This is a genomic window from Shinella curvata, from assembly GCF_022899935.1.
Taxonomy (GTDB): Bacteria; Pseudomonadota; Alphaproteobacteria; order Rhizobiales; family Rhizobiaceae; genus Shinella; species Shinella curvata.
This window is the reverse complement of the sequence record NZ_JALJCJ010000001.1, coordinates 940,863-959,536: the sequence shown is the minus strand read 5'-3', so window position 1 is coordinate 959,536 and position 18,674 is coordinate 940,863. Positions and strand designations below refer to the sequence as shown.

General features: G+C 62.7%; 15 protein-coding genes and 1 tRNA gene. 5 read left to right on the top strand and 11 right to left on the bottom strand.

The annotated features are described in order from the left end of the window. Window positions 1-435: 435 nt before the first annotated feature. Together MUU55_RS04540 and MUU55_RS04535 are read right to left on the bottom strand one after the other, a co-directional pair. A complete protein-coding gene (locus MUU55_RS04540; RefSeq protein WP_244759561.1) occupies window positions 436-3,858 on the bottom strand; it encodes a putative Ig domain-containing protein in 3,423 nt (1,140 codons plus the stop codon). Between the two features lie 430 nt (window positions 3,859-4,288). Further along, window positions 4,289-4,364: transfer RNA gene (locus MUU55_RS04535), tRNA-Ile, on the bottom strand. A 156-nt stretch (window positions 4,365-4,520) separates the two neighbouring features. Between MUU55_RS04535 and MUU55_RS04530 the strand changes: the two genes are divergently transcribed. Then, on the top strand, window positions 4,521-5,279 hold the full coding sequence (locus MUU55_RS04530; protein WP_244759560.1) for an SIMPL domain-containing protein: 759 nt from the start codon (window positions 4,521-4,523) through the stop codon (window positions 5,277-5,279). Window positions 5,280-5,507: 228 nt separating this feature from the next. Here the strand turns inward: MUU55_RS04530 and MUU55_RS04525 are convergent, their stop codons facing one another. Together MUU55_RS04525 and MUU55_RS04520 are read right to left on the bottom strand one after the other, a co-directional pair. Then, the gene (locus MUU55_RS04525; protein WP_244759559.1) at window positions 5,508-6,149 is read right to left on the bottom strand and encodes a histidine phosphatase family protein; all 642 of its coding nucleotides are present in this window, start codon (window positions 6,147-6,149) and stop codon (window positions 5,508-5,510) included. Between the two features lie 157 nt (window positions 6,150-6,306). Then, window positions 6,307-7,122, bottom strand: coding sequence for an AraC family transcriptional regulator (locus MUU55_RS04520; RefSeq protein ID WP_244759558.1), 816 nt, complete (start codon window positions 7,120-7,122; stop codon window positions 6,307-6,309). A 64-nt stretch (window positions 7,123-7,186) separates the two neighbouring features. Here MUU55_RS04520 and MUU55_RS04515 point away from each other — a divergent pair, with 64 nt between their 5' ends. Together MUU55_RS04515 and MUU55_RS04510 are read left to right on the top strand one after the other, a co-directional pair. After that, on the top strand, window positions 7,187-8,242 hold the full coding sequence (locus tag MUU55_RS04515; protein ID WP_244759557.1) for a DMT family transporter: 1,056 nt from the start codon (window positions 7,187-7,189) through the stop codon (window positions 8,240-8,242). A gap of 90 nt (window positions 8,243-8,332) precedes the next feature. Further along, the gene (locus MUU55_RS04510; protein ID WP_244759556.1) at window positions 8,333-8,566 is read left to right on the top strand and encodes a DUF2171 domain-containing protein; all 234 of its coding nucleotides are present in this window, start codon (window positions 8,333-8,335) and stop codon (window positions 8,564-8,566) included. 28 nt (window positions 8,567-8,594) lie between these two features. Here MUU55_RS04510 and MUU55_RS04505 read toward each other — a convergent pair whose 3' ends face one another. Next, the gene (locus MUU55_RS04505; RefSeq protein ID WP_244759555.1) at window positions 8,595-9,686 is read right to left on the bottom strand and encodes an ROK family protein; all 1,092 of its coding nucleotides are present in this window, start codon (window positions 9,684-9,686) and stop codon (window positions 8,595-8,597) included. A 106-nt stretch (window positions 9,687-9,792) separates the two neighbouring features. Between MUU55_RS04505 and otsB the strand changes: the two genes are divergently transcribed. Then, window positions 9,793-10,608, top strand: coding sequence for a trehalose-phosphatase (gene otsB, locus MUU55_RS04500; protein ID WP_244759554.1), 816 nt, complete (start codon window positions 9,793-9,795; stop codon window positions 10,606-10,608). On the opposite strand, the gene pncB is transcribed toward otsB, so the two are convergent. The 6 genes from pncB to MUU55_RS04470 all read right to left on the bottom strand — a co-directional run bounded on the left by pncB (window position 10,605) and on the right by MUU55_RS04470 (window position 17,412). After that, the gene (pncB, locus tag MUU55_RS04495) at window positions 10,605-11,909 is read right to left on the bottom strand and encodes a nicotinate phosphoribosyltransferase (protein ID WP_244759553.1); all 1,305 of its coding nucleotides are present in this window, start codon (window positions 11,907-11,909) and stop codon (window positions 10,605-10,607) included. The genes otsB and pncB overlap by 4 nt on opposite strands. A gap of 199 nt (window positions 11,910-12,108) precedes the next feature. After that, window positions 12,109-13,278 (bottom strand): FMNH2-dependent alkanesulfonate monooxygenase, encoded by a 1,170-nt coding sequence (gene ssuD, locus MUU55_RS04490; RefSeq protein ID WP_244759552.1) that lies wholly within the window; start codon window positions 13,276-13,278, stop codon window positions 12,109-12,111. A gap of 163 nt (window positions 13,279-13,441) precedes the next feature. Next, a complete protein-coding gene (locus MUU55_RS04485) occupies window positions 13,442-14,497 on the bottom strand; it encodes an amino acid ABC transporter permease (protein ID WP_244759551.1) in 1,056 nt (351 codons plus the stop codon). Beyond that, window positions 14,494-15,696: an amino acid ABC transporter permease gene (locus MUU55_RS04480; RefSeq protein ID WP_244759550.1), complete on the bottom strand. Its 1,203-nt coding sequence runs from the start codon at window positions 15,694-15,696 to the stop codon at window positions 14,494-14,496. The genes MUU55_RS04485 and MUU55_RS04480 overlap by 4 nt, the downstream gene beginning before the upstream one ends. Beyond that, the gene (locus MUU55_RS04475) at window positions 15,696-16,658 is read right to left on the bottom strand and encodes an amino acid ABC transporter substrate-binding protein (protein ID WP_425314148.1); all 963 of its coding nucleotides are present in this window, start codon (window positions 16,656-16,658) and stop codon (window positions 15,696-15,698) included. Before MUU55_RS04475 ends, MUU55_RS04480 begins: the two co-directional genes overlap by 1 nt. A gap of 451 nt (window positions 16,659-17,109) precedes the next feature. Beyond that, window positions 17,110-17,412 carry a helix-turn-helix domain-containing protein gene (locus MUU55_RS04470; protein WP_244759548.1) on the bottom strand — a complete coding sequence of 101 codons (303 nt, stop codon included), beginning with the start codon at window positions 17,410-17,412 and terminating at the stop codon, window positions 17,110-17,112. 224 nt (window positions 17,413-17,636) lie between these two features. Between MUU55_RS04470 and MUU55_RS04465 the strand changes: the two genes are divergently transcribed. Next, window positions 17,637-18,671, top strand: coding sequence for an ABC transporter substrate-binding protein (locus tag MUU55_RS04465; RefSeq protein ID WP_244759547.1), 1,035 nt, complete (start codon window positions 17,637-17,639; stop codon window positions 18,669-18,671). Window positions 18,672-18,674 lie beyond the last annotated feature (3 nt).

Genomic DNA, 18,674 nt, shown 5'->3' with positions numbered 1-18,674 from the left:
CAAGAGAAACCGCGGCACGCCGCTCCCCATTCGGTGCCGCCGACACGGCGTTCCAAAAGGGCGCAAGCGCAGAGCGGTCGCAATCTCCCATCGCGCCACTCTGCCGCGCGAAGGCGCTGAAAGGGCAGGGCGGCCAAAATCCTTGGGCGTGCTGCTTGAGCAAACCCCTCGTTCTTCGGGAGCGTTACCGAAATGCCTTCAGGGTGTCTGCGTCCATTTTTGACACGGAAGGAAGCGGGCATGCGCGACGCCGGCCGTGGTGCACGGTGCGCCAAGGTTGCGAAGCCGCAGGCATCCGGCTGGTGCCACCGCGCCAGAAACCTCTTGGATCGATGAGGCTTTGAAAACCATTGAATATTCGCGAGTATCTCGCATCCCGGCGCCCAAGTCGGGCGTTGCTGGCCCGGTCAAATTCTCGTTTGCCGGATAGGCTTGTTACAGAATGAAGTCGGTTCCCTTCAAGGCAAGGTTGAGGGCGATCTTGATCGAGAAGTTTGCAAAGCCGTCGCCATCCGTGTCGCCAGAGACATAAGCTTCGCCGTTCCTGATTTCGTAGCGCAACTCGCCGGCCGTCTTGTGGAACCGGTCGGTTCCCAGAAAACGGAAGGCATCGTCGGCGCTTGTCTTCGTATCGGCGTCCATGCCCTTCAGGTCCATCTTGTCGCCCTGGCTCTGGGAGAAATCGAAGATGGTATCGCGATCTTCGGCGGAGATGACCTTTTTTCCCTGTGCCGGCAGGAACACGAAGATATCCGCGCCCGTACCGCCGTAGAGATTGTCGCGCGTGCCGTCCCCTCCGCCGATCAGCCTGTCATCGCCGCCGCCGCCCACAAGGGTGTCGGTCCCTCCTTTGCCTTCGAGGATGTTGTTGGCATTGTTGCCGATGATGGTGTTGGAAAGACTGTTTCCGAAGCCGCCGATTTTCGCCGAGCCGGTCAGCGTCAGCTTCTCGATATTCGATGCGAGCGTATAGCTGACGGAGGATTGCACAAGGTCGGTTCCCGCGCAGGCTCCTTCCGTGATGGCATCGCCGGCATTATCGACGATGTATGTGTCGTTGCCTTTGCCGCCGATCATGCGATCCGCACCGGTCTTGCCGTCGAGAATGTTGTTGGCGTCGTTGCCGGTCAGGACATTGGCGAGACTGTTGCCGGAAGCGGTGAGCCTGGCCGTGCCGATGAGCGTCAGGTTTTCGACATTGCCCCCGAGTGTATAGCTGATCGAGGATTGCACGAGATCGGTCCCGGCGCCGGTCCCCTCCACCACGACATCGCCGAGGTTGTCGATACGGTAGATATCGTTGCCTTTGCCGCCGATCATCCGGTCCGCACCGGTCTTTCCGTCGAGAATGTTATTCGCGTCGTTGCCGGTGAGGGTGTTGGCGAGTGTGTTGCCGGTTGCATTGATCTTTCCGGCTCCTGTCAGCGTCAGGTTCTCGACATTGCTGGCAAGCGTGTAGCTTGCCGAGGCTTTAACCAGATCCGTGCCGGCGCTCGCGCTTTCCACCACCGCGTCGGCGACGTTGTCTATCACATAGGTGTCGTTGCCCTTGCCGCCGATCATACGATCCGCACCGGATTTGCCGTCCAGCACATTATTCCCATCGTTGCCGACGAGGACGTTGGCGAGCGTGTTGCCCGTGCCGCTGAGCGTTGATGAACCTGTCAGCGTCAGGTTTTCGACATTGCTGGAAAGCGTGTAGCTGACCGAGGCTTTTACAAGATCCGTGCCTTCGCCCGTCAGTTCCACGATAACGTCGCCGGTGTTATCGACCAGATAGGTGTCATCGCCGTCGCCACCGCGCATCTGGTCGGCGCCCGCCTTGCCGTCGAGCGTGTCCCTGCCTTCATAGCCGTAAAGGAGATCGCCGTGGAGGCTGCCGTTCAGGGTGTCGTGGCCTGAGGTTCCCTTGAAAATGTCGGGAGAGATACCCTTTACCGTGACCGTCACATTGGCCGTCTTCGTGCCGCCATCCCCGTCGGAAACGGTGTAGCGGAGCACGACGCTGCGGGTTTCGCCGGCCGCGATGTTCTGGTTCGCCGCAGTTGTGGGATCGTAGAGCAGGCGGCCGCTGCCGTCGATGGAGACCGAGCCGAAGCCGGAGAGCACCGAGGCGGCTGTTACGGTCAGCGTGTCGCCGTCGAGGTCTTGGGCACCCGACAGGACGTCGATCGCCGTCTTCGCGTTCTCGAACGTCGAGACGGTGGTGTTGACCGGCAGGATCGGCGCCCTGTTTTCCACGTTGAGCACGAAGGTGGTGGAGACGGTCTCTCCACTGATATCCGTGGCGGTCACGCGCACCGTGATGACGCCGGTGTTGGCGAGCGTCGGCGTACCGGTGAATGTGCGGGTTGTTTCGTCGAAAGACAGCCATGAAGGCAGCGGGTCGCCGTTGTCCAGCGTCGCCTGGTAGGTCAGGCTGTCGAGCTGGTCGGGATCGGTGAACGTGTTGGCATCGAAGGTGAAGTTGAGTGGTTGCAGCTTGTGCGCGGTTTGCGCGTCGATATCATTGTTCAGCGTCGGTGCGTCGTTGCGCCAGAAGGTGCGTTGATAGATGCCGTAGCCGGAGCCGTCCTGGCCTGCGGATATCCATGTGACGACCCATCCGCCGTCCGCCACCGCCGTGACCTGCGGGATGTACTGGCTGCCGGTCGTATAGGTGTTGACCTGTGTTTCGTCGCCGTGTTTCGTTCCGTCGGCCTCGAAGGCCTGCTGGTAGACGCCGGTTTCGGAACCGTCCTGTTCCCAGGAATGCCACGTAACGACCCAACCGCCATCCGACAGTGCCGTGATCTGCGGAGCGGACTGTTCATTCGTCGCATAGGTGTTGACCTGCGTTTCGACCCCGCGTTTCGTTCCGTCGGCGTCGAAGGCTTGCTGGTGGATGCCCCAGCCGGAGCCGTCCTGTCCGTAGGAGTGCCAGGTGACGACCCAGCCGCCGTCCGCCAGCACAGCGATCTGCGGACCTTGCTGGTCGTGCGTCGTATGGGTATTGACCAGAGTTTCGACGGGATCGCCGCGCCGCGTTCCGTCGACATTGAAGACCTGCTGGTAGATACCCATGCCGGATCCGTCCTGATCGTCGGACGCCCAAATGGTCACCCATCCGCCGTCCGGCAGCGCCGCGATCTCCTGGTAGGCCTGATCGTGCCCTGTGTGCGTATTGACCTGCGTTTCGACGCCACGCTTCGTTCCGTCGGCGTTGAAGGCCTGCTGGTAGACACCCCAGTTGGATCCGTCCTGGCCCCATGACCACCACGTGGCGACCCATCCGCCGTCCGACAGCGCCGTGAGCTTCTGAACGTACTGGTAGTCATCCGTGACGGTGTTGACCCGTGATTCGCCGCCGCTCGTCATTCCATCGGCGTCGTACGCCTGCTGGTAGACACCCGCCCCCCATCCATCCTGCCCGTCGGATATCCACGTGACGACCCACCCGCCACCTGACAGAGCCGTGATTTGCGGACTGTTCTGGTCGCTCGTCGCATGGGTGTTGACCTGCTTTTCGTCGCCAAGCTTCGTTCCGTCTGCGTCGAAAGCCTGTTGATAGACCCCATAACCGGAGCCGTCCTGCTCGTAGGACCGCCACGTGACGACCCATCCGCCGCCCGACAAGGCTGCGACCTGCGGGTTGCTCTGCTCGCTCGCCGTATGGGTACTGACCCGGGTTTCGACGCCTCGCTTCGTTCCGTCGGCATCAAAGGCATGCTGGTAGACACCGAAATTGGAGCCGTCCTGCTCGTAAGACGCCCAGGTGACGACCCATCCACCGTCGGCCAGCGCCGTGGTCTGTGGATACATCTGGTCGTTCATCGTATAGGTGTTGACCTGCGTTTCCGCCCCGCTTCCGATCGTCATCGCGCGCTCCCTCAAGACTGCCGGCATAGGATTTTGATCCGAAGCGGTATCGAACGACCCGGAGGTCGTCAGCGTCCATTTCTGACGCGGGGAGTGTCGTCGCCGCTCACTTGCCGAGCGTGTCCGGCATCGAGGTCACTGAAGGTCAACGCCCGCGCGTTTCGATACGCAGGGAAAGGCTGTCCCCCATTGATGATTTTTCGCGGCTTATCGGCCGGATTGACATCCCGGCAAAAAGACATCGGTCAACGGCAACGTTCGGCATTTTGCGGCAAGCAGAGAATAACACCAACGAAACGTCCAACAATTTTGCCGGATGTCACCGTTCGCCGGCAACACGCTTTGGACAAATAAACGCTGAAACCTATTGAAAAACCGCGATTATCTCGCATCCCATCATCCAAGCTGGACTATGTTGGATGACGGGGAATGGTGGGCCCGGAGGGACTCGAACCCCCAACCAAGCGGTTATGAGCCGCCGGCTCTAACCATTGAGCTACAGGCCCGGCCCGGCGGTTTTGCCGGGGCCGTCGGTCAATGGCGGCCGACGGTTGAAGATCGTCTAGACGAAATCGGCTTTCCTCACAAGCGCCGCCGCATTCTCTACACAATGACAAGCGAAGAACGGCGCAAGGGACACAACTATCAGGAGATTTTCCAACATGGTCCACGGAATCCTCGGCCGCCGCACCGGCGCCAGCCTTCTTGCGCTTTCGCTTGCTCTCGCCGCGGCGCTGCCGCTGTCCGCGAAGGCTGAGGAGGCTGCAAAGCCGCGCGCCGCAACAGTCGTCGTGACCGGCGAAGGCTCGGCTGTCGTCGCTCCGGACATGGCGCTGATCGACCTCGGTGTCGTCAAGGATGCGAAGACCGCCCGCGAAGCGCTCGACGCCAACAACAAGGCCATGGCCGAAATTCTCGCCGCGCTGCGGGAAATCGGCATCGAAGGGCGCGATCTGCAGACCTCCGGCTTCATGATCAACCCGCAGTACACGTTTCCGCAGAGTTCAAACGGCGAAAACCCGCCGCCGGTGCTGACCGGCTTCCAGGTCACCAATACGGTGACGCTACGCGTGCGCGACCTCTCCAAGCTCGGCGAAATCATGGACAAGGCCGTGACGCTCGGCGCCAACCAGGGTGGCGGTATCCGTTTCACCAATGACAAGCCGGAAACGGTCATCAGCGCCGCCCGTCGAAATGCGGTCGAGAATGCCATCGCAAAGGCGAAGGAACTGACGGACGCCGCAGGCGTCGGTCTCGGCCGCGTCCTGGAAATTTCGGAAACCAGCTACCGGGCCGAGCCCATGCCGATGATGCGCGCCATGGCCAAGGACTTCGCTGCCGAAGGCGGCGCCGTGCCGCTTGCCACGGGCGAAAACAGCTATTCCGTCGTCGTCAACGTGACCTTCGCGCTCGGTCAGTAATCGACGCGACATGCACCATGCGAAAGGGATCGGGAAACCGGTCCCTTTTGTTTTGCGGTTTTTGCGGTATCCGGCGGCAATCTTCGATGGAGCTTCGTTTGCGGCTTGGGCCGGACCGTGACGGTGCGACGATGGGACTGCCAGCGTCCAACGGGTCACGGCAGATGCGGCGTTCATTCCTCCAGGCGGACGGCATCACCATGATAGCCATCTTTCGGTTTGGAATGACTAGCCAAGGGGTTCCTCGCCGGGTGGCGATCCCGCCGCGAGCTGTGTTCCGAAGCTGCGAAGCGCCCAGCGCCTGCCGTCGCTGGTCAGCGTCAGCATAGCGAGTGGTTCGACGTCGATACGCCAGAGCGAGGTGAGCGGCGCGTCGATCACGTGCAGGAAAAGAAGCTTCAGGACGATGGCATGCGTCACGGCCAGCGTGTTTCCGCCGGTCGAATGAAGGCTCTCCAGCCAGACCGACGCCCGCGCCTGCGCTGCCAGAAAGGGCTCGCCGCCATGTGGGGAGGATGCCGGGTCTGTCCTCCAATCCTGCAGGTCGTCCGGGGATTGCTGCGCGATGTCCGTGATCGTTCGGTTGGCCCATCGGCCATAATCGAGATCCCGAAGCGCCGGGCACGATGCCGCGTCGCCGGAAAAGACAGCCGCCGTTTCGGCTGCCGCACGCTCGGGCGCGCAAAACACCGGAAAGAACGGACGAAGTTGCAGCGCAAGCGCGCGCAACCGCGCCTGCTCTCCGGGCAGCAGGGGATCGTCGGAGGAGAGGCGCGATTGCCGGTTGGCCAGGGTTGCGCCACGGCACAGGAGTGTAAGTCGTGTCGCTCTGCTGATTACCGGCTTCGGCTGTTCGGTCTGGCTGCTCAAGGGTTCCGTTCTCCAAGCCGCAGAAGGGCGCGACCGGTTGTGGTGCGGGTGATCCACGTCACCGATAGCTATGCATATCACTTCGGGAGGCGTGTGGAATTCTGGAGTGCGATCGGCTCGTGTTGCGGTCGGTTTCCGCGGTCAACACTCCCGGCATTCAGCGCGCCGAAGCCCGGTAGTCGTCGGGAGTCGTGCCGGTCATGCGTTTGAACATGGCGATGAATGACGACGCGTTTCTGTATCCCAGGGCAATGGCGATGCTTTCGACCGTATCGTTCGCCTCGAGCATCGGCATGGCCTTGACAACCCGAAGCCGCTGTTTCCATTCGGCGAAAGGCATGCCGAGATCACGCAGGCATCGGCGGATCAGCGTACGTTCCGCGGTCGCGGCGCGGCGCGCGTGTTCGGCAAGCGAAAGATTGTCGGCGGGATTTTCCCGCAGGTGGACAAGCATCGGTTCAAGCAGCGGATCGACCGACCAGGGCAGGTAGGTGCCGACATTCGGCGCCGCCGTGACGAGATCGACGACGACCTGGAGGAAACGCAGATGTTCGACCGCACCGTGGTCTCGTTCGGCGTTCTCGCGCAGATGCTCCAGCATCGCGCGCAACAACGGGCTGACCTCGAGCGCCGTCGTTTCCTGCGGAAGGTTACCGCAGAGCGAAGGATCGACATAAAGCGAGCAATGGACAGCGGCGTGGCGGTTCAGGCCCCGATGTTCTATGTCGGGCGGTAGCCAGACGGCATAGTGCGGCGGCGCCAGAAAGTGCGCGTCGGCAAGGCTGACTTCCATCATGCCGCTGTAGGAGTAGACGAACTCGCCCCAGGGATGGCTGTGGCGTGGATAGGTCGCGTTTTGCGGCATCTGCGCCGAGCGGAAATACAAGGGATAGGGCAGGGCATCGCGAAAAGGCACGTCGCGGAAATGCGCGATGCCCGGCGCGCCTGTCAGGATTTCGATACCGACTGTCATGAAGTCATTATATCCGCCTTTCATGCCAAATGCTATTGCGGCTTGCGAAACCGGAGCTACGATCTTGGACAGCCGCAAATCCGTCGACATAACGGCCGTAGGCCTCATGGTGGGTATCTGCCTTATCTGGGCGTTTCAGCAGATCGGCTTGAAATCCACGAGCGTGTTTGCCGCGCCCGTGCTTCAGATCGGCCTGCGATCCGGCCTTGCCGCGCTCTGCGTGTTCGTGTTGGTCCGCATCAGAGGGCAGAAGGTGGATCTGTGGGGAAAAACCGTGGTGCTCGGTGTTTGTGCAGGTTTCCTGTTCGCCTTCGAGTTCTTCCTGGTCGGCGAGGCGCTCAAGCACACCTCCGCCTCGCATGTCGTGGTCTTCCTTTACACGGCGCCGATATTCGCCGCGCTCGGCCTGCATTGGAAACTGCCTGCCGAGCGCCTCTCGGCCATGCAATGGGGCGGGATCGCCGTGGCCGCGCTGGGGATCGTCTTTGCCTTTCTCGCGCCCCAGGATAGCCATCAGGTGGCGGGCGACCTCGGTGACGTGCTCTGGGGCGACGGACTGGCGCTGATTGGCGGCGCGGCCTGGGGATTGACGACGGTTCTGATCCGGACGACGCGCTTGAGTGCGGCTCCGGCCACGCATGTCCTGTTCTACCAGCTTGCGACCGCCTTTCCCCTCCTGACCGGGGCCGCCGTGCTTTCGGGCGACGCAGCCTTCATCCCTTCGCAGGCGCTGCTCTTGAACCTTGCCTTCCAGGCGCTCGCCGTCTCCTTCCTCAGTTTCCTGACATGGTTCTGGCTACTGACGAAATATCGGGCGTCGCAGCTCGGCGTCTTTTCGTTCATGACGCCGGTGTTCGGTGTTCTCCTGGGCGTCGTGCTTCTGGGCGAGCCGCTGACGCGGGAATTCGCCATCGGGGCGGCGGGTGTCCTGACGGGCATCGTGATCGTGAGCGTCTATCCCTGGCTGTTCCCGGCTGAGGCGCGCGGAACGCTTCCTTCTGAACGCGAATTTCAGCGGCTTCCCGGTGCTGCGCGCACCATGCCAGGCGGTCGAGCCGGCAATCCTAAGAGGGCAACAGCAGAGGCCCGCCATAGGCAGGGGGCTGGTGACGTGGCCTGAGATCCTCGTGCCCGATGCCGAACACATTGGCCGGAACCGTGGGCGGGTTTCGACGTTCTCCAGCGGCAAGTTCAACAAAGGAGAACGACAATGGTCGCTGCAAATGAAATCCGCGAACATATGGAAGTGCGCGCCGCCGATGGCGGTCATGTCGGCACTGTCGACCATATGGAAGGCACGAGCCGCATCAAGCTGACCCGGACCGATTCCGAAGATGGCAAACACCACCTCATCCCGCTCGACTGGGTTGATCACGTCGACGCCCATGTGCATCTGAACAAGGATGCGGATACGGTGCGCCGGGAATGGTCCACCCTGAACTGATGGAAGAAGCCGCCTCCGGGCGGCTTTTTCATTTCGTCCTGCTCTTTTTGTCGATCTTGTTGACGAAGCTGACATTGCCAAGGCCCGTGCCGATCGTCACGGCGGCCCATGTCTTGATGTCGGTCATGCGCGGCACTTCCGAGAGACCCTGCACCACCGCGTCGTTGTGCATGATCACGAAGGTCGGCTGGCCGCCGATATCGGGTATTTCCGTGCGCAGTGCCTCCGGCAGGTTGAAATGGGTGCTTTCCCAGTTGCCGCCCGGCAGGTTCTGGCCCCCGCGCGCAATCGACCCGTCGGCGGCGATGATGCCGGGGCAGCCGATGCCGATGACGGGGGCAAGCGCCAGCTTCGCCTTCTTCGCCTTGCCGATGAGCGTCTCGATCATGCGGACGAGATATTCGATCGTGGCCGTGCGCTTGGGCTCGTCGTCTGCATGACGCCAGAGTTCAGATTTCCACACATTGGCCTTGCTGAAATCCTCGGCGTCGTCGAGGTTCAGCTTGACGACGCCGGCGCGGATGTTCGTGCCGCCGATATCCACGGCCAGGATCGCATCGTGTCCCTTCAGCATCCAGGCGGGAATGAGATGGACGGCGCCGATGAGACCTGCTTCGTCCGGATGGTGGGCGATCGGTGACAACCGGACCTTTACCCCTTCCGCTTTCAGTAGCAACTGGGCGCGGGCAATCGCCATCAGGCCAGTCTTGCTGTCCTTGAAACCGCCGCCGACGGCGATGCGTTCCGTTCCTTTCCACGCATCCTCCCTTAAATAGCGCATCAGGACGTCGGCGAGTTCGGCTGCGAAATCATCCACGGCGGCGCGCACGAGAGCCGCTGCTTCCGTCTCCCCGTCCTTCAGCAGCGCGTCGATTTCCTTTTTGGACAGGGTATCGGTCGGGACCTCGCCGAGCGGATCGTCGCCGCCCTTACGGATGCGCATCCGCCATGCATCGAGCGTCTCGCGAAAGGCAGCCTTGTTGGCGCGATCGCCGATGAAGCCCTGCCTGTTGCGCAGTTCGAGATTGTAGCTGGACACCGTGACCATCGGCAGGTCTTCGGCTCCGTGGATGACGGGGGCGTCGTTGTCTGTGTTCCGCCGTGCCTTCTGGTTGCCCATTGCTGCTCCCTTGCTGCGATTGCGTGGCGAAGGGCACAATGCGGCGCGAGAAAACTTGTTCCTGCGGGCCCTTGCCGGCCGGGCGTTGTGATCTACTTGCAAGGCCATGGACGAGCTTGAAAAACTGCGGCCGACAGATGCGGCCACCCGCCATCTGGTGCGCCGTCTGATCGACGAGCCGGACCGCTGGGCGCTGTTTCTCGATATCGACGGCACGCTTCTGGACCTTGCCGCGACGCCTGATGCCATCCAGGTGCCGCTTTCCCTTCCCGGCGATCTGCAGGCCGTCGCCCACCGTCTCAAGGGGGCGCTTGCGCTGGTGACCGGGCGCAGCCTGTCCTATGCCGACGCTCTTTTTACGCCCTGCCGCTTCCCGATCGCCGGATTGCATGGCGCGGAATTCCGGGGGTTCGACGGGCAGACGGTCGTTGCCGCGGCCACGCCGGCCTTCGTTTCTCTCAAGCAGCGCCTGATCGAGCAAACGACGTGGATGGAGGGCGTGCTGATCGAGGACAAGGGGGCTGCCGTGGCCGCGCACTACCGGTTGGCGCCAGCCTTCGATTCGGCGCTCGAAGGCATCATGCGGAGCTTCGCCGAAGAAGCGGGACCGGACTGGGTTTTGCAGCCGGGCAAGATGGTGTTCGAAATCCGCCCTGCGCGCGCCGACAAGGGCGATGCCGTTGCAACCTATCTGGAGCAACCGGCCTTCGCCGGCCGTATGCCCATCGCCATTGGCGACGACCTGACCGATGAGACCATGTTCGCGCTCGCCAATGCCCGCGGCGGACAGTCGATCCGGGTCGGGTCGCTTTCGACGCCCACCTGCGCTCTGGCGAAAGCCTCGTCGCCCTCGGCGATCCGCTCGGCGCTCTCGACGATTGCCGCGGCAGGCGAGGGGCCGGCTGCCGCCTCCCGATCCTAGACCTGCACCGGGCGCGCCTCCTGCACATCGGTGCCGAAGACGCGGCGGTAACGCGCGATTTCGGCAGGGTCGCCCGTTGCCTTCAGCGGGTTGTCCGAGAGCTTCACCGCCGGGCGACCGTTGGCGCTCGTCACCTTGCAGACCAGCGAGATCGGGTCGAGGCCGTTGCCGCCATCCGGGTCGCAGCCGCGGAAATCGTTGGTGAGGTTGGTGCCCCAGCCGAAGCTCATGCGCACGCGGCCGTGAAAATGCCGATAGGTGTCCTCGATCGTGTCGACATCCATGCCGTCGGAGAAGATCAGCAGCTTTTCGCGGGGATCGCGGCCTTTTTCCTTCCACCAGCGGATGATCTGTTCGCCGCCTTCGATCGGCGGCGCGCTGTCCGGGCGGAAACCGGTCCAGTCCGCTACCCAGTCCGGCGCCTGGGCGAGGAAAGCCGTGGTGCCGAAAGCATCGGGCAGGGCGATGAGTAGGTTGCCGTTATAGTGCTGGCGCCATTCCTCCAGCACCTGGTAGGGGGCATGCGCAAGGGCCGCGTCGTCCTCAGCGAGTGCCGCGGCGACCATCGGCAGCTCGTGCGCATTGGTGCCGATCGCTTCGAGATCGGCATCCATGGCGAGCAGCACGTTGGAGGTGCCGATGAAACGGTCGCCGAGCCCTTCCTTCAGCGCCTCCACGCACCAGCGTTGCCACAGGAAACTATGACGGCGGCGTGTGCCGAAGTCCGAAATGACAAGATCGGGCAGGAGGCGCAGACGCTCCACCTTCTCCCAGAGATGGGCCTTGGCGCGGGCGTAGAGCACATCGAGCGCGAAGCGGCCCTTGTCGCGCATGGCGGCGCGGGATTTCAGCTCGTTTATGATGGTGAGCGCCGGGATTTCCCACATCATCGTTTGTGTCCACGGCCCGTCGAAATGCAGCTCGTACTGGCCGTCGGCTCTGCGCAGTTCGTAGTCGGGCAGCTGGAAGGCGGAAAGCCAGGCGATGAATTCCGGCCCGAACATCCGAGCCCTGCCGTAAAAGCTGTTGCCGGCGAGCCAGATCAGCTCCTTCTTGGTGAAGCGCAAGCTGCGGGCATGGTCGAGCTGGGCGCGCAGTTCCCCCTCGTCGATGATTTCGCCGAGCCGAACGGTCCTTGTGCGGTTGATCAGGGAAAAGGTCGCATTCACCTCCGGATGGAGCTGCCGGATCATCTGGAGCATCAGGAGCTTGTAGAAATCCGTATCGAGCAGGCTGCGCACGATCGGATCGAGCCGGAAGTTGTGGTCGTAGGTTCGGGTCGCGAAATCTGTGACGGTCACGCCGCACTCCCTTCAACTCTTGACGCGGCGACTGAATTTCGAGTGTGCATGCGTGAATCTCCCCTTCCGGCGGAGCCACCTTAACGCAACATCGGCGGGCCGGGAGGGGCGCTAAAGAAATCCTCCAACGAAAAAACCGCCCGCGCCGATCTGCAGCGCGAGCGGTTTTGCCGATTTTCACGGCCAGGAGAACGTGGCGTCAGGACGCCGAGGTGAGTTTGACGTTGCCGCCATGGCCGCCGCCGCCGAAGACCTGATGGGCGCCGAAGGAGGAGCGGAGCTGGCCTCGCGGGCCGGGCAGACCGAGTGCTGGGAAGAGCAGCTCGGAGACCCGGTAGGCTTCCTCGAGATGCGGGTAGCCCGATGCGATGACGGTGTCGATGCCCAGCGCCTGGTATTCGCGAAGGCGCGCGGCAACGGTTTCCGGCGAGCCGACCAATGCCGTACCGGCGCCGGAGCGCACCAGGCCGATGCCGGCCCAGAGGTTCGGCGAAACTTCGAGCTTGTCGCGCCGGCCGTTGTGCAGCGCCACCATGCGCGCCTGGCCGACGGAATCGGAATTCTTCGTCAGCACTTCCTGCGCCGAGGCGATGGCCTCGTCGGAAAGCTTCGAGATCAGCCGGTCGGCCGCTTCCCACGCCTCGTCGTCCGTCTCGCGCACGATGAAGTGCAGGCGGATGCCGAAGGAGGCTTGCCGGCCTCTGGCAGCGGCGGCCTTGCGGGCATGGGCGATCTTTTCGGCCACCTGCGCCGGTGGCTCGCCCCAGGTCAGGTACTTGTCGACGAGGCCGCCGGCGAAATCGATGGCCGCATCCGAGGAACCGCCGAAATAGATCGGCGGGCGCGGCTGCTGCACGGGTGGCAGTCCCAGCTTGGCGTCGATGGCCTTGATATATTTGCCATCGAGCGTGGAATGACCGGTTTCGATCAGCTCGTTAAACACCTGGAAGAATTCCGAGGCATGATCATACCGTTCGTCGTGGGGCAGGAAGATGCCGTCGCCGGCAAGCTCCTGCGCGCTGCCGCCCACCACGATGTTGAGCAGCAGGCGGCCGTTCGAAACGCGATCGAGCGTCGCGGCGAGGCGGGCGTAGTACGCCGGCGTGGCGGTGCCGGGGCGGATCGCCACGAGAAATTTCAACCGCTCCGTGCGGGCGGCAAGATCGGCGGCCAGCACGAAGGATTCTTCGCAAGCCGCCCCCACGGGAATCAGCACGCCCGAATAGCCCAGCCGGTCGACGGCGACCGCGATCTCGCGAAAGTAACCGGGATCTGCCGGGCGGGCGAGATCGTCGGAACCGAGATAGGAACCATCGCCGGAGCTTGGAATGAACCAGAGGAAATCGAGAGGCTGGTCGGTTTGGGTCATGAATGTCATCCTGCAGTGCGGGCTGTCGATCAGAGGACAGGTTTCGGCCCGTCCGGTCGATAGCAGAATAATAAATTCTATAGTTTCAGTAAGGAATTATATTTCTTCCTGCAGCGCATGTTAGGATTTTTCGTTGCCGACCGATGGTGCTTCTTTTCGCGTCTCACGCGTGTTTCGACCCTGCTGCGAGCCGCTTCTCCAGCCACCGGCTGTAGCGTGACGCGCCGAAGCAGATCACGAAGTAGATGACGGCGACGACGAGATAGGCCTCGTTGTAAAAGCCCAGCCATTGCGGATCGGCGGCCGATGCACGCGCGGCGTTGAGCAGGTCGAAGATGCCGATGACGGCGAGCAGCGACGTGGCGAGCAGGAAGCCGATGGCGAGGTTCACCATGCCGGGAATGACGATGCGAAAGGCCTGCGGCAGGATGACGAGCCGTTGCGTGCGCCAATAGCCGAGGCCAAGCGCGGTGGCCGCTTCGCGCTGACCGATGGGAATGGCCTGCAGCCCGGCGCGGATGACTTCGGCTATATAGGCCGCCCAGAACAGCGTGATCATGACGATGGCGCGCAGCATCTTGTCGAGCGAGATCGCGTCGGGCAGCGCCATGGGCAGGATCAGCATGGCGACATAGAGGATGCCGACCATCGGCGTGCCGCGCATCAGTTCGATATAGAGCACCGAGAAGGTTCTTAGGCCTCCGAGCGTCGAACGGCGGGCGAGCGCCAGCAGCACGGCGATCGGCGTCGCCGCGGCAAAACAGACCGCCCAGACGAAAAGCGTTACCGGCAGGCCGCCCCATTGGTTCGAGGCGATGGGCGTCGACGTGAACGTGCCCTGCATCAGAAGCCAGCAAGCCAGGATGGTGAGCGGCCATGCGACGAGCAGGGAGCGTCCCCAGAAACGGGGCAGGGCGCTTGCCGTGAGGATGGCGGCGAGGAGCAGGATGATCAGCGCCGGCCGCCAGATGAGTTCGGTCGGATAGAAGGCGAAGAGGATGAAGCGCAGCTTCGCGGTCACGAAGGCCCAGCAGGCACCTTCGCGGGTGCAGGCCGCCGCATCGCCGACGAAAGTGGCGTCGAGCACCGCCCAGCGGAACAGCGGTGGCAGGATCTGCGACAGAAACACCAGCGTTGCGAGCGTGATCAGCGTGTTGGCGCGCGTGCCGAAAAGGCCGGTGCGCAGGGTCTGGACGAGGCGAGGGGAGGCTGTCGTCATCGGCTCGAGCCCCGGAGCGCGACGCGGTTGTTGTAGATATTCATGAGGGCGGAAAGTGCGAGGTTGATGGTGAGGAAGGCGCCGATCAGGATGATCAGGGCTTCCATCGACTGGCCGGTTGTGTTGGCGGTGGTGTTGATGATGCTGACGAGATCGGGAAAGCCGATGGCGACGGCGAGGCTCGAATCCTTGGTGAGATCGAGATAACTCGATGTGGTCAGCGGTGTTATAACGCGCAGCGCCTGCGGCAGCACGACGAGGCGGATGATCTGGCCGTCATGTAGGCCGAGCGCGCGGGCGGCTTCCCACTGACCTGCGCCGACCGACTGGATGCCGGCGCGCACGATCTCGGCGATGAGGGCGGAGAACTTCACCACAAGGCCGATCAGAAGGGCGGCGAATTCCGGCGAGAGATTGAGCCCGCCGCGAATGTTGAAGCCGGAAAGGGCGGGCGCCTGTGCAACGGGCCGGGCTCCGGAAAGCGTGAGCAGCAGGAGGATTGCGGCGACGGACAGGACGATCGCTGCGGTACCGGTGCGACGTGTCAGCCGCCCGGAAAGGCGAAGTGCGAGGAGGAGCGCACCGCCAAGTGCGCCGGCAAGGGCAAAAGCCGCGAGCACGCCGAACGGCGCGCCTTCCAGCGACAGGGAGGGGATATAGACGCCGCGATTGGTGAGAAAGACCGCATCGAACAAAGCAGGCGCCTGGCGTGGCGCGGGCAAAGCCTTGGCGAGCGCCATCCAGAAGAAGAGCTGCAACAGCAGCGGCGTGTTGCGGGTAATCTCGATGAACCAGCGCACGAGGCCTGACAGCAGCAGATTGCGCGAGAGGCCGGCAACGCCGATGAAGACGCCGAGAATGGTGGCGAGCACGCAGCCGAGCAGCGAGACCTTGAGGGTGTTGAGAAGGCCGGCGGAGATGGCCCTCAGATAGGTATCGCCCGCGCGAAAGGCGATGGCGCTTTCGCCGATCTCGAAATTGGCGGAGCTGGAGAGGAAGCCGAAGCCGGGCAGGATGCCGATGCGCGCCATGGTTCCCAGCACGTTCGCGACGAACAGCCAGCCAAGGAACGCAAGTGCCGCCAGGAAGGCAAGCTGGCCGATCGGCCAGCCGCCCCACCAGGCGCGGATCTTGCCAAACGTGCCGGGTCGTGGGGGACCCGGCACAATGGCGGTGCGGAACACGCGCCTGTCAGACATCAACGGAACGGCGGCGAATAGAGCAGGCCGCCATCGGTCCACAGGCTGTTATAGCCGCGGTCCCAGCCGAGCGGCTTGAGGTTGCGGTCATAGATCTCGCCGTAATTGCCGACGGTCTTGATGATGTTGTAGGCCCATTTCGGATCGAGCCCGATATCCTTGGCGAAGGACGGATCGACGCCGAGGAAGCGCTGGATGGCCGGATCTTCCGATTCCAGGAACTGGTCCACATTCGCCGAGGTGATGCCCCATTCTTCGGCCTGGATGGTGGCGTTCACCGTCCAGTTTACCAGCTCAAGCCAGCGGTCGTCGCCGCCGGCAATGGCTGGTGCGAGTGGTTCCTTGGAGAGGCGCTCGGGCAGCAGGACGTAATCGTCCGGCTTCTTCAGCTGGGTGCGCTTGCCGACGAGATCGGACGAATCCTGCGTGATCGCGTCGACGCGGCCGGATTCCAGCGCATCGATGAACTGCCCGGTATCCTCGATGGTGACGGGCGTGAAGGTCTTGCCGGTCTTGCGGAAGAAGTCGGCGACGTTCAATTCACCCGTCGTGCCGCTCTGTGCGCCGATGGTCGCGCCGTCGAGGTCGGCGGCCTTGGTCACGCCGAGATCCTTGCGCACCAGAATGCCCTGACCGTCATAGAAGACCGTCGGGCCGAAATGGAAGCCGAGCTTGAAGGCGCGGGTTGCCGTGACCGTCACGCCCGAAAGCAGGATGTCGAACTCGCCGCTCTGGAGGGCGGGAAGGCGTTGCTGCGGCGAGGAGGAGGTGAACTCCACCTTGTCGGGCGTGTTGAAGACGGCGATGGACAGCGCGCGGCCGAAATCGACGAAGAAGCCCTGCCACTTGCCGTCGCTGCTGGGCGCGAAGAAGCCGGGCGTCGTGCCGACGCCGACCTTGATGGCGCCGCGCTGATTGATCTTGTCGAGCGTCGGGCCGGCATGGGCGAGACCGGAAAGCATGGTGGTGGCGAGGAAGGCAGCGGCTGCGGCCGACTGGATCGCCCGCCGGAAGGTATTATGCTTCATCATATTGAAATGTCCCCATTTTCAAAAAAAACCGAGCTTCCGTCGCAGGGCGGTTTCGCCAAGTGATGGAAGATATATCTATGTTATCTATAAAATTAGTGCACTTAAGAAATCGGCGTCCAAATTTATGCTGTTCGAAGCAAATTGCTTCTCGCCGAACCGTCCTGTTTCGATTTGCGGATTGCAGATGGCTGGATGCTTGCAACGCCGCCTCGCAGGGCGAGGAAGAGCGGCGTGCGCGTCATGCTTTCAGGACAGCGTCTTCGGGTCAGGTGGAGGCGTGGCTGGGTTGCGCTCGCCGTCAAACCGGGTTGAACCGGCAGGGTGCTGCCGGAGTTAGAACGGAAACCTTCAATGGGAAAACGGAGCGCTGATGGTTGGCAGCTTAAGGAACGTCGTCCTGCGCCACGATGCCGCCTTCACCTTCCAGGGTGGCGATGCGCCGCGTTTCGGAGCGATTGAATTTCAGGCGAATGCCGATGCCGCCATGCTCTCCGTCAGGCAGGAAGACGGCGCCTGCCGTCTCGAGCGACGCCTGCAGGACCGCGATGACCCGGTCATCCGGCCTGGCGAGCTTGCGCTCGAAACTTGCGATTGTTTCGATATCGATACCTGAGGCTTTTGCGAGGCGCTCCCGGCTGTATTCGACGAGTGCTCGCGCTGCCCGGCACTGAGAGCCTGTAATCATGGAGGTCTCCTTTCGCGGCAATATGGTTCAATGGTTGTGGCGGGTCAACGGCGCCGGACTGACCTGCCGGTGCCGGGGTGAGCCCCTGCGTGAGGACGCCTATCCAAACGACCGCGTGGCGATGAAAGAATATTCTCCACATGTCGAGGGAAATAATCTATAAAATCTATAAACAATATAATTTCTCGATAGGCTAGCTGCATCAATTTGTCAGGGGACAACAGATGAGCCAGCAACCCGAATCCATTCTTTCCAGAGGCCTTTCGCGCCGTGGCCTGATCAAGGCGGCTGGCGTGACGGCGGTGGCCGCCACGGCCGGCGTGATCGGCGCGCGTTCCACGCGCTACGCCATTGCCGGCAATCTCATTCCGATCAAGCTGGAATGGACCGAAGTGGCCGCCTGCCATTCGCCCGTCGGCTTCGGCCTGTCCAAGGGCATCTATGCCAAGCACGGGCTGGATGTGGAACTGTTCTATCAGGGCGCCAGCGGCCAGACGCTCATCCAGGCGCTTGCCACCCGCAAGGCCGAGGCCGGCCCGGGCCTGCTGTATGATTGGCTGAAGCCGATCGAGCAGGGCTTCGATGTGCGTCTGTTCGCCGGTTCGCATGGCGGCTGCCAGAGCGTCCTCGTCCAGCCGGATTCCGACATTAAGACGCTGACCGACCTCAAGGGCAAGACGATCGGTACCTTCGACGTCATGTCGCCCTCGCGCGTCGCCTTCTCGGTCGCGCTCGCCAAGGCCGGCCTCAACCCGGAAACCGATGTCACCTGGAAGGTCTTCCCCTTCGATCTCGTCGCCGAGGGTGTTCTGAAGGGCGAGGCGGATGCCGTCGCGCATATGGACCCCTGGGCCTATTCCTACGAGAAGAAACATGGTTTCCGCCGTGTGGCGGATACCCAGACCGGCACGTTCAAGGACCGCGTCTGCTGCGTGCTCGGCGTCAACGGCGATTATTATGAAGCCAACAAGGACGCCATCAAGCGCGTCGCCGCTGCCAATCTCGAAATCCACCAGTACACCGCCAAACACCCGGACGAAGTTGCCAAGTGGTATTTCGACACGCTGAAGCCCGGCCTGTCGCTTGAGGACCTCACCGAAGTTCTCGCCGCCTTCACCTATCACGATCACTGGTTTGGCAAGGATCTCTTGAAGGAAGTGCAGATCGGCTACGAGGATCTGAAGCTCACCGGCGTCATCGATGCGGGCACCGATCCGGCGGAGATCGCCAACCGCATCACCATCGACATCTTCGCGTGATGC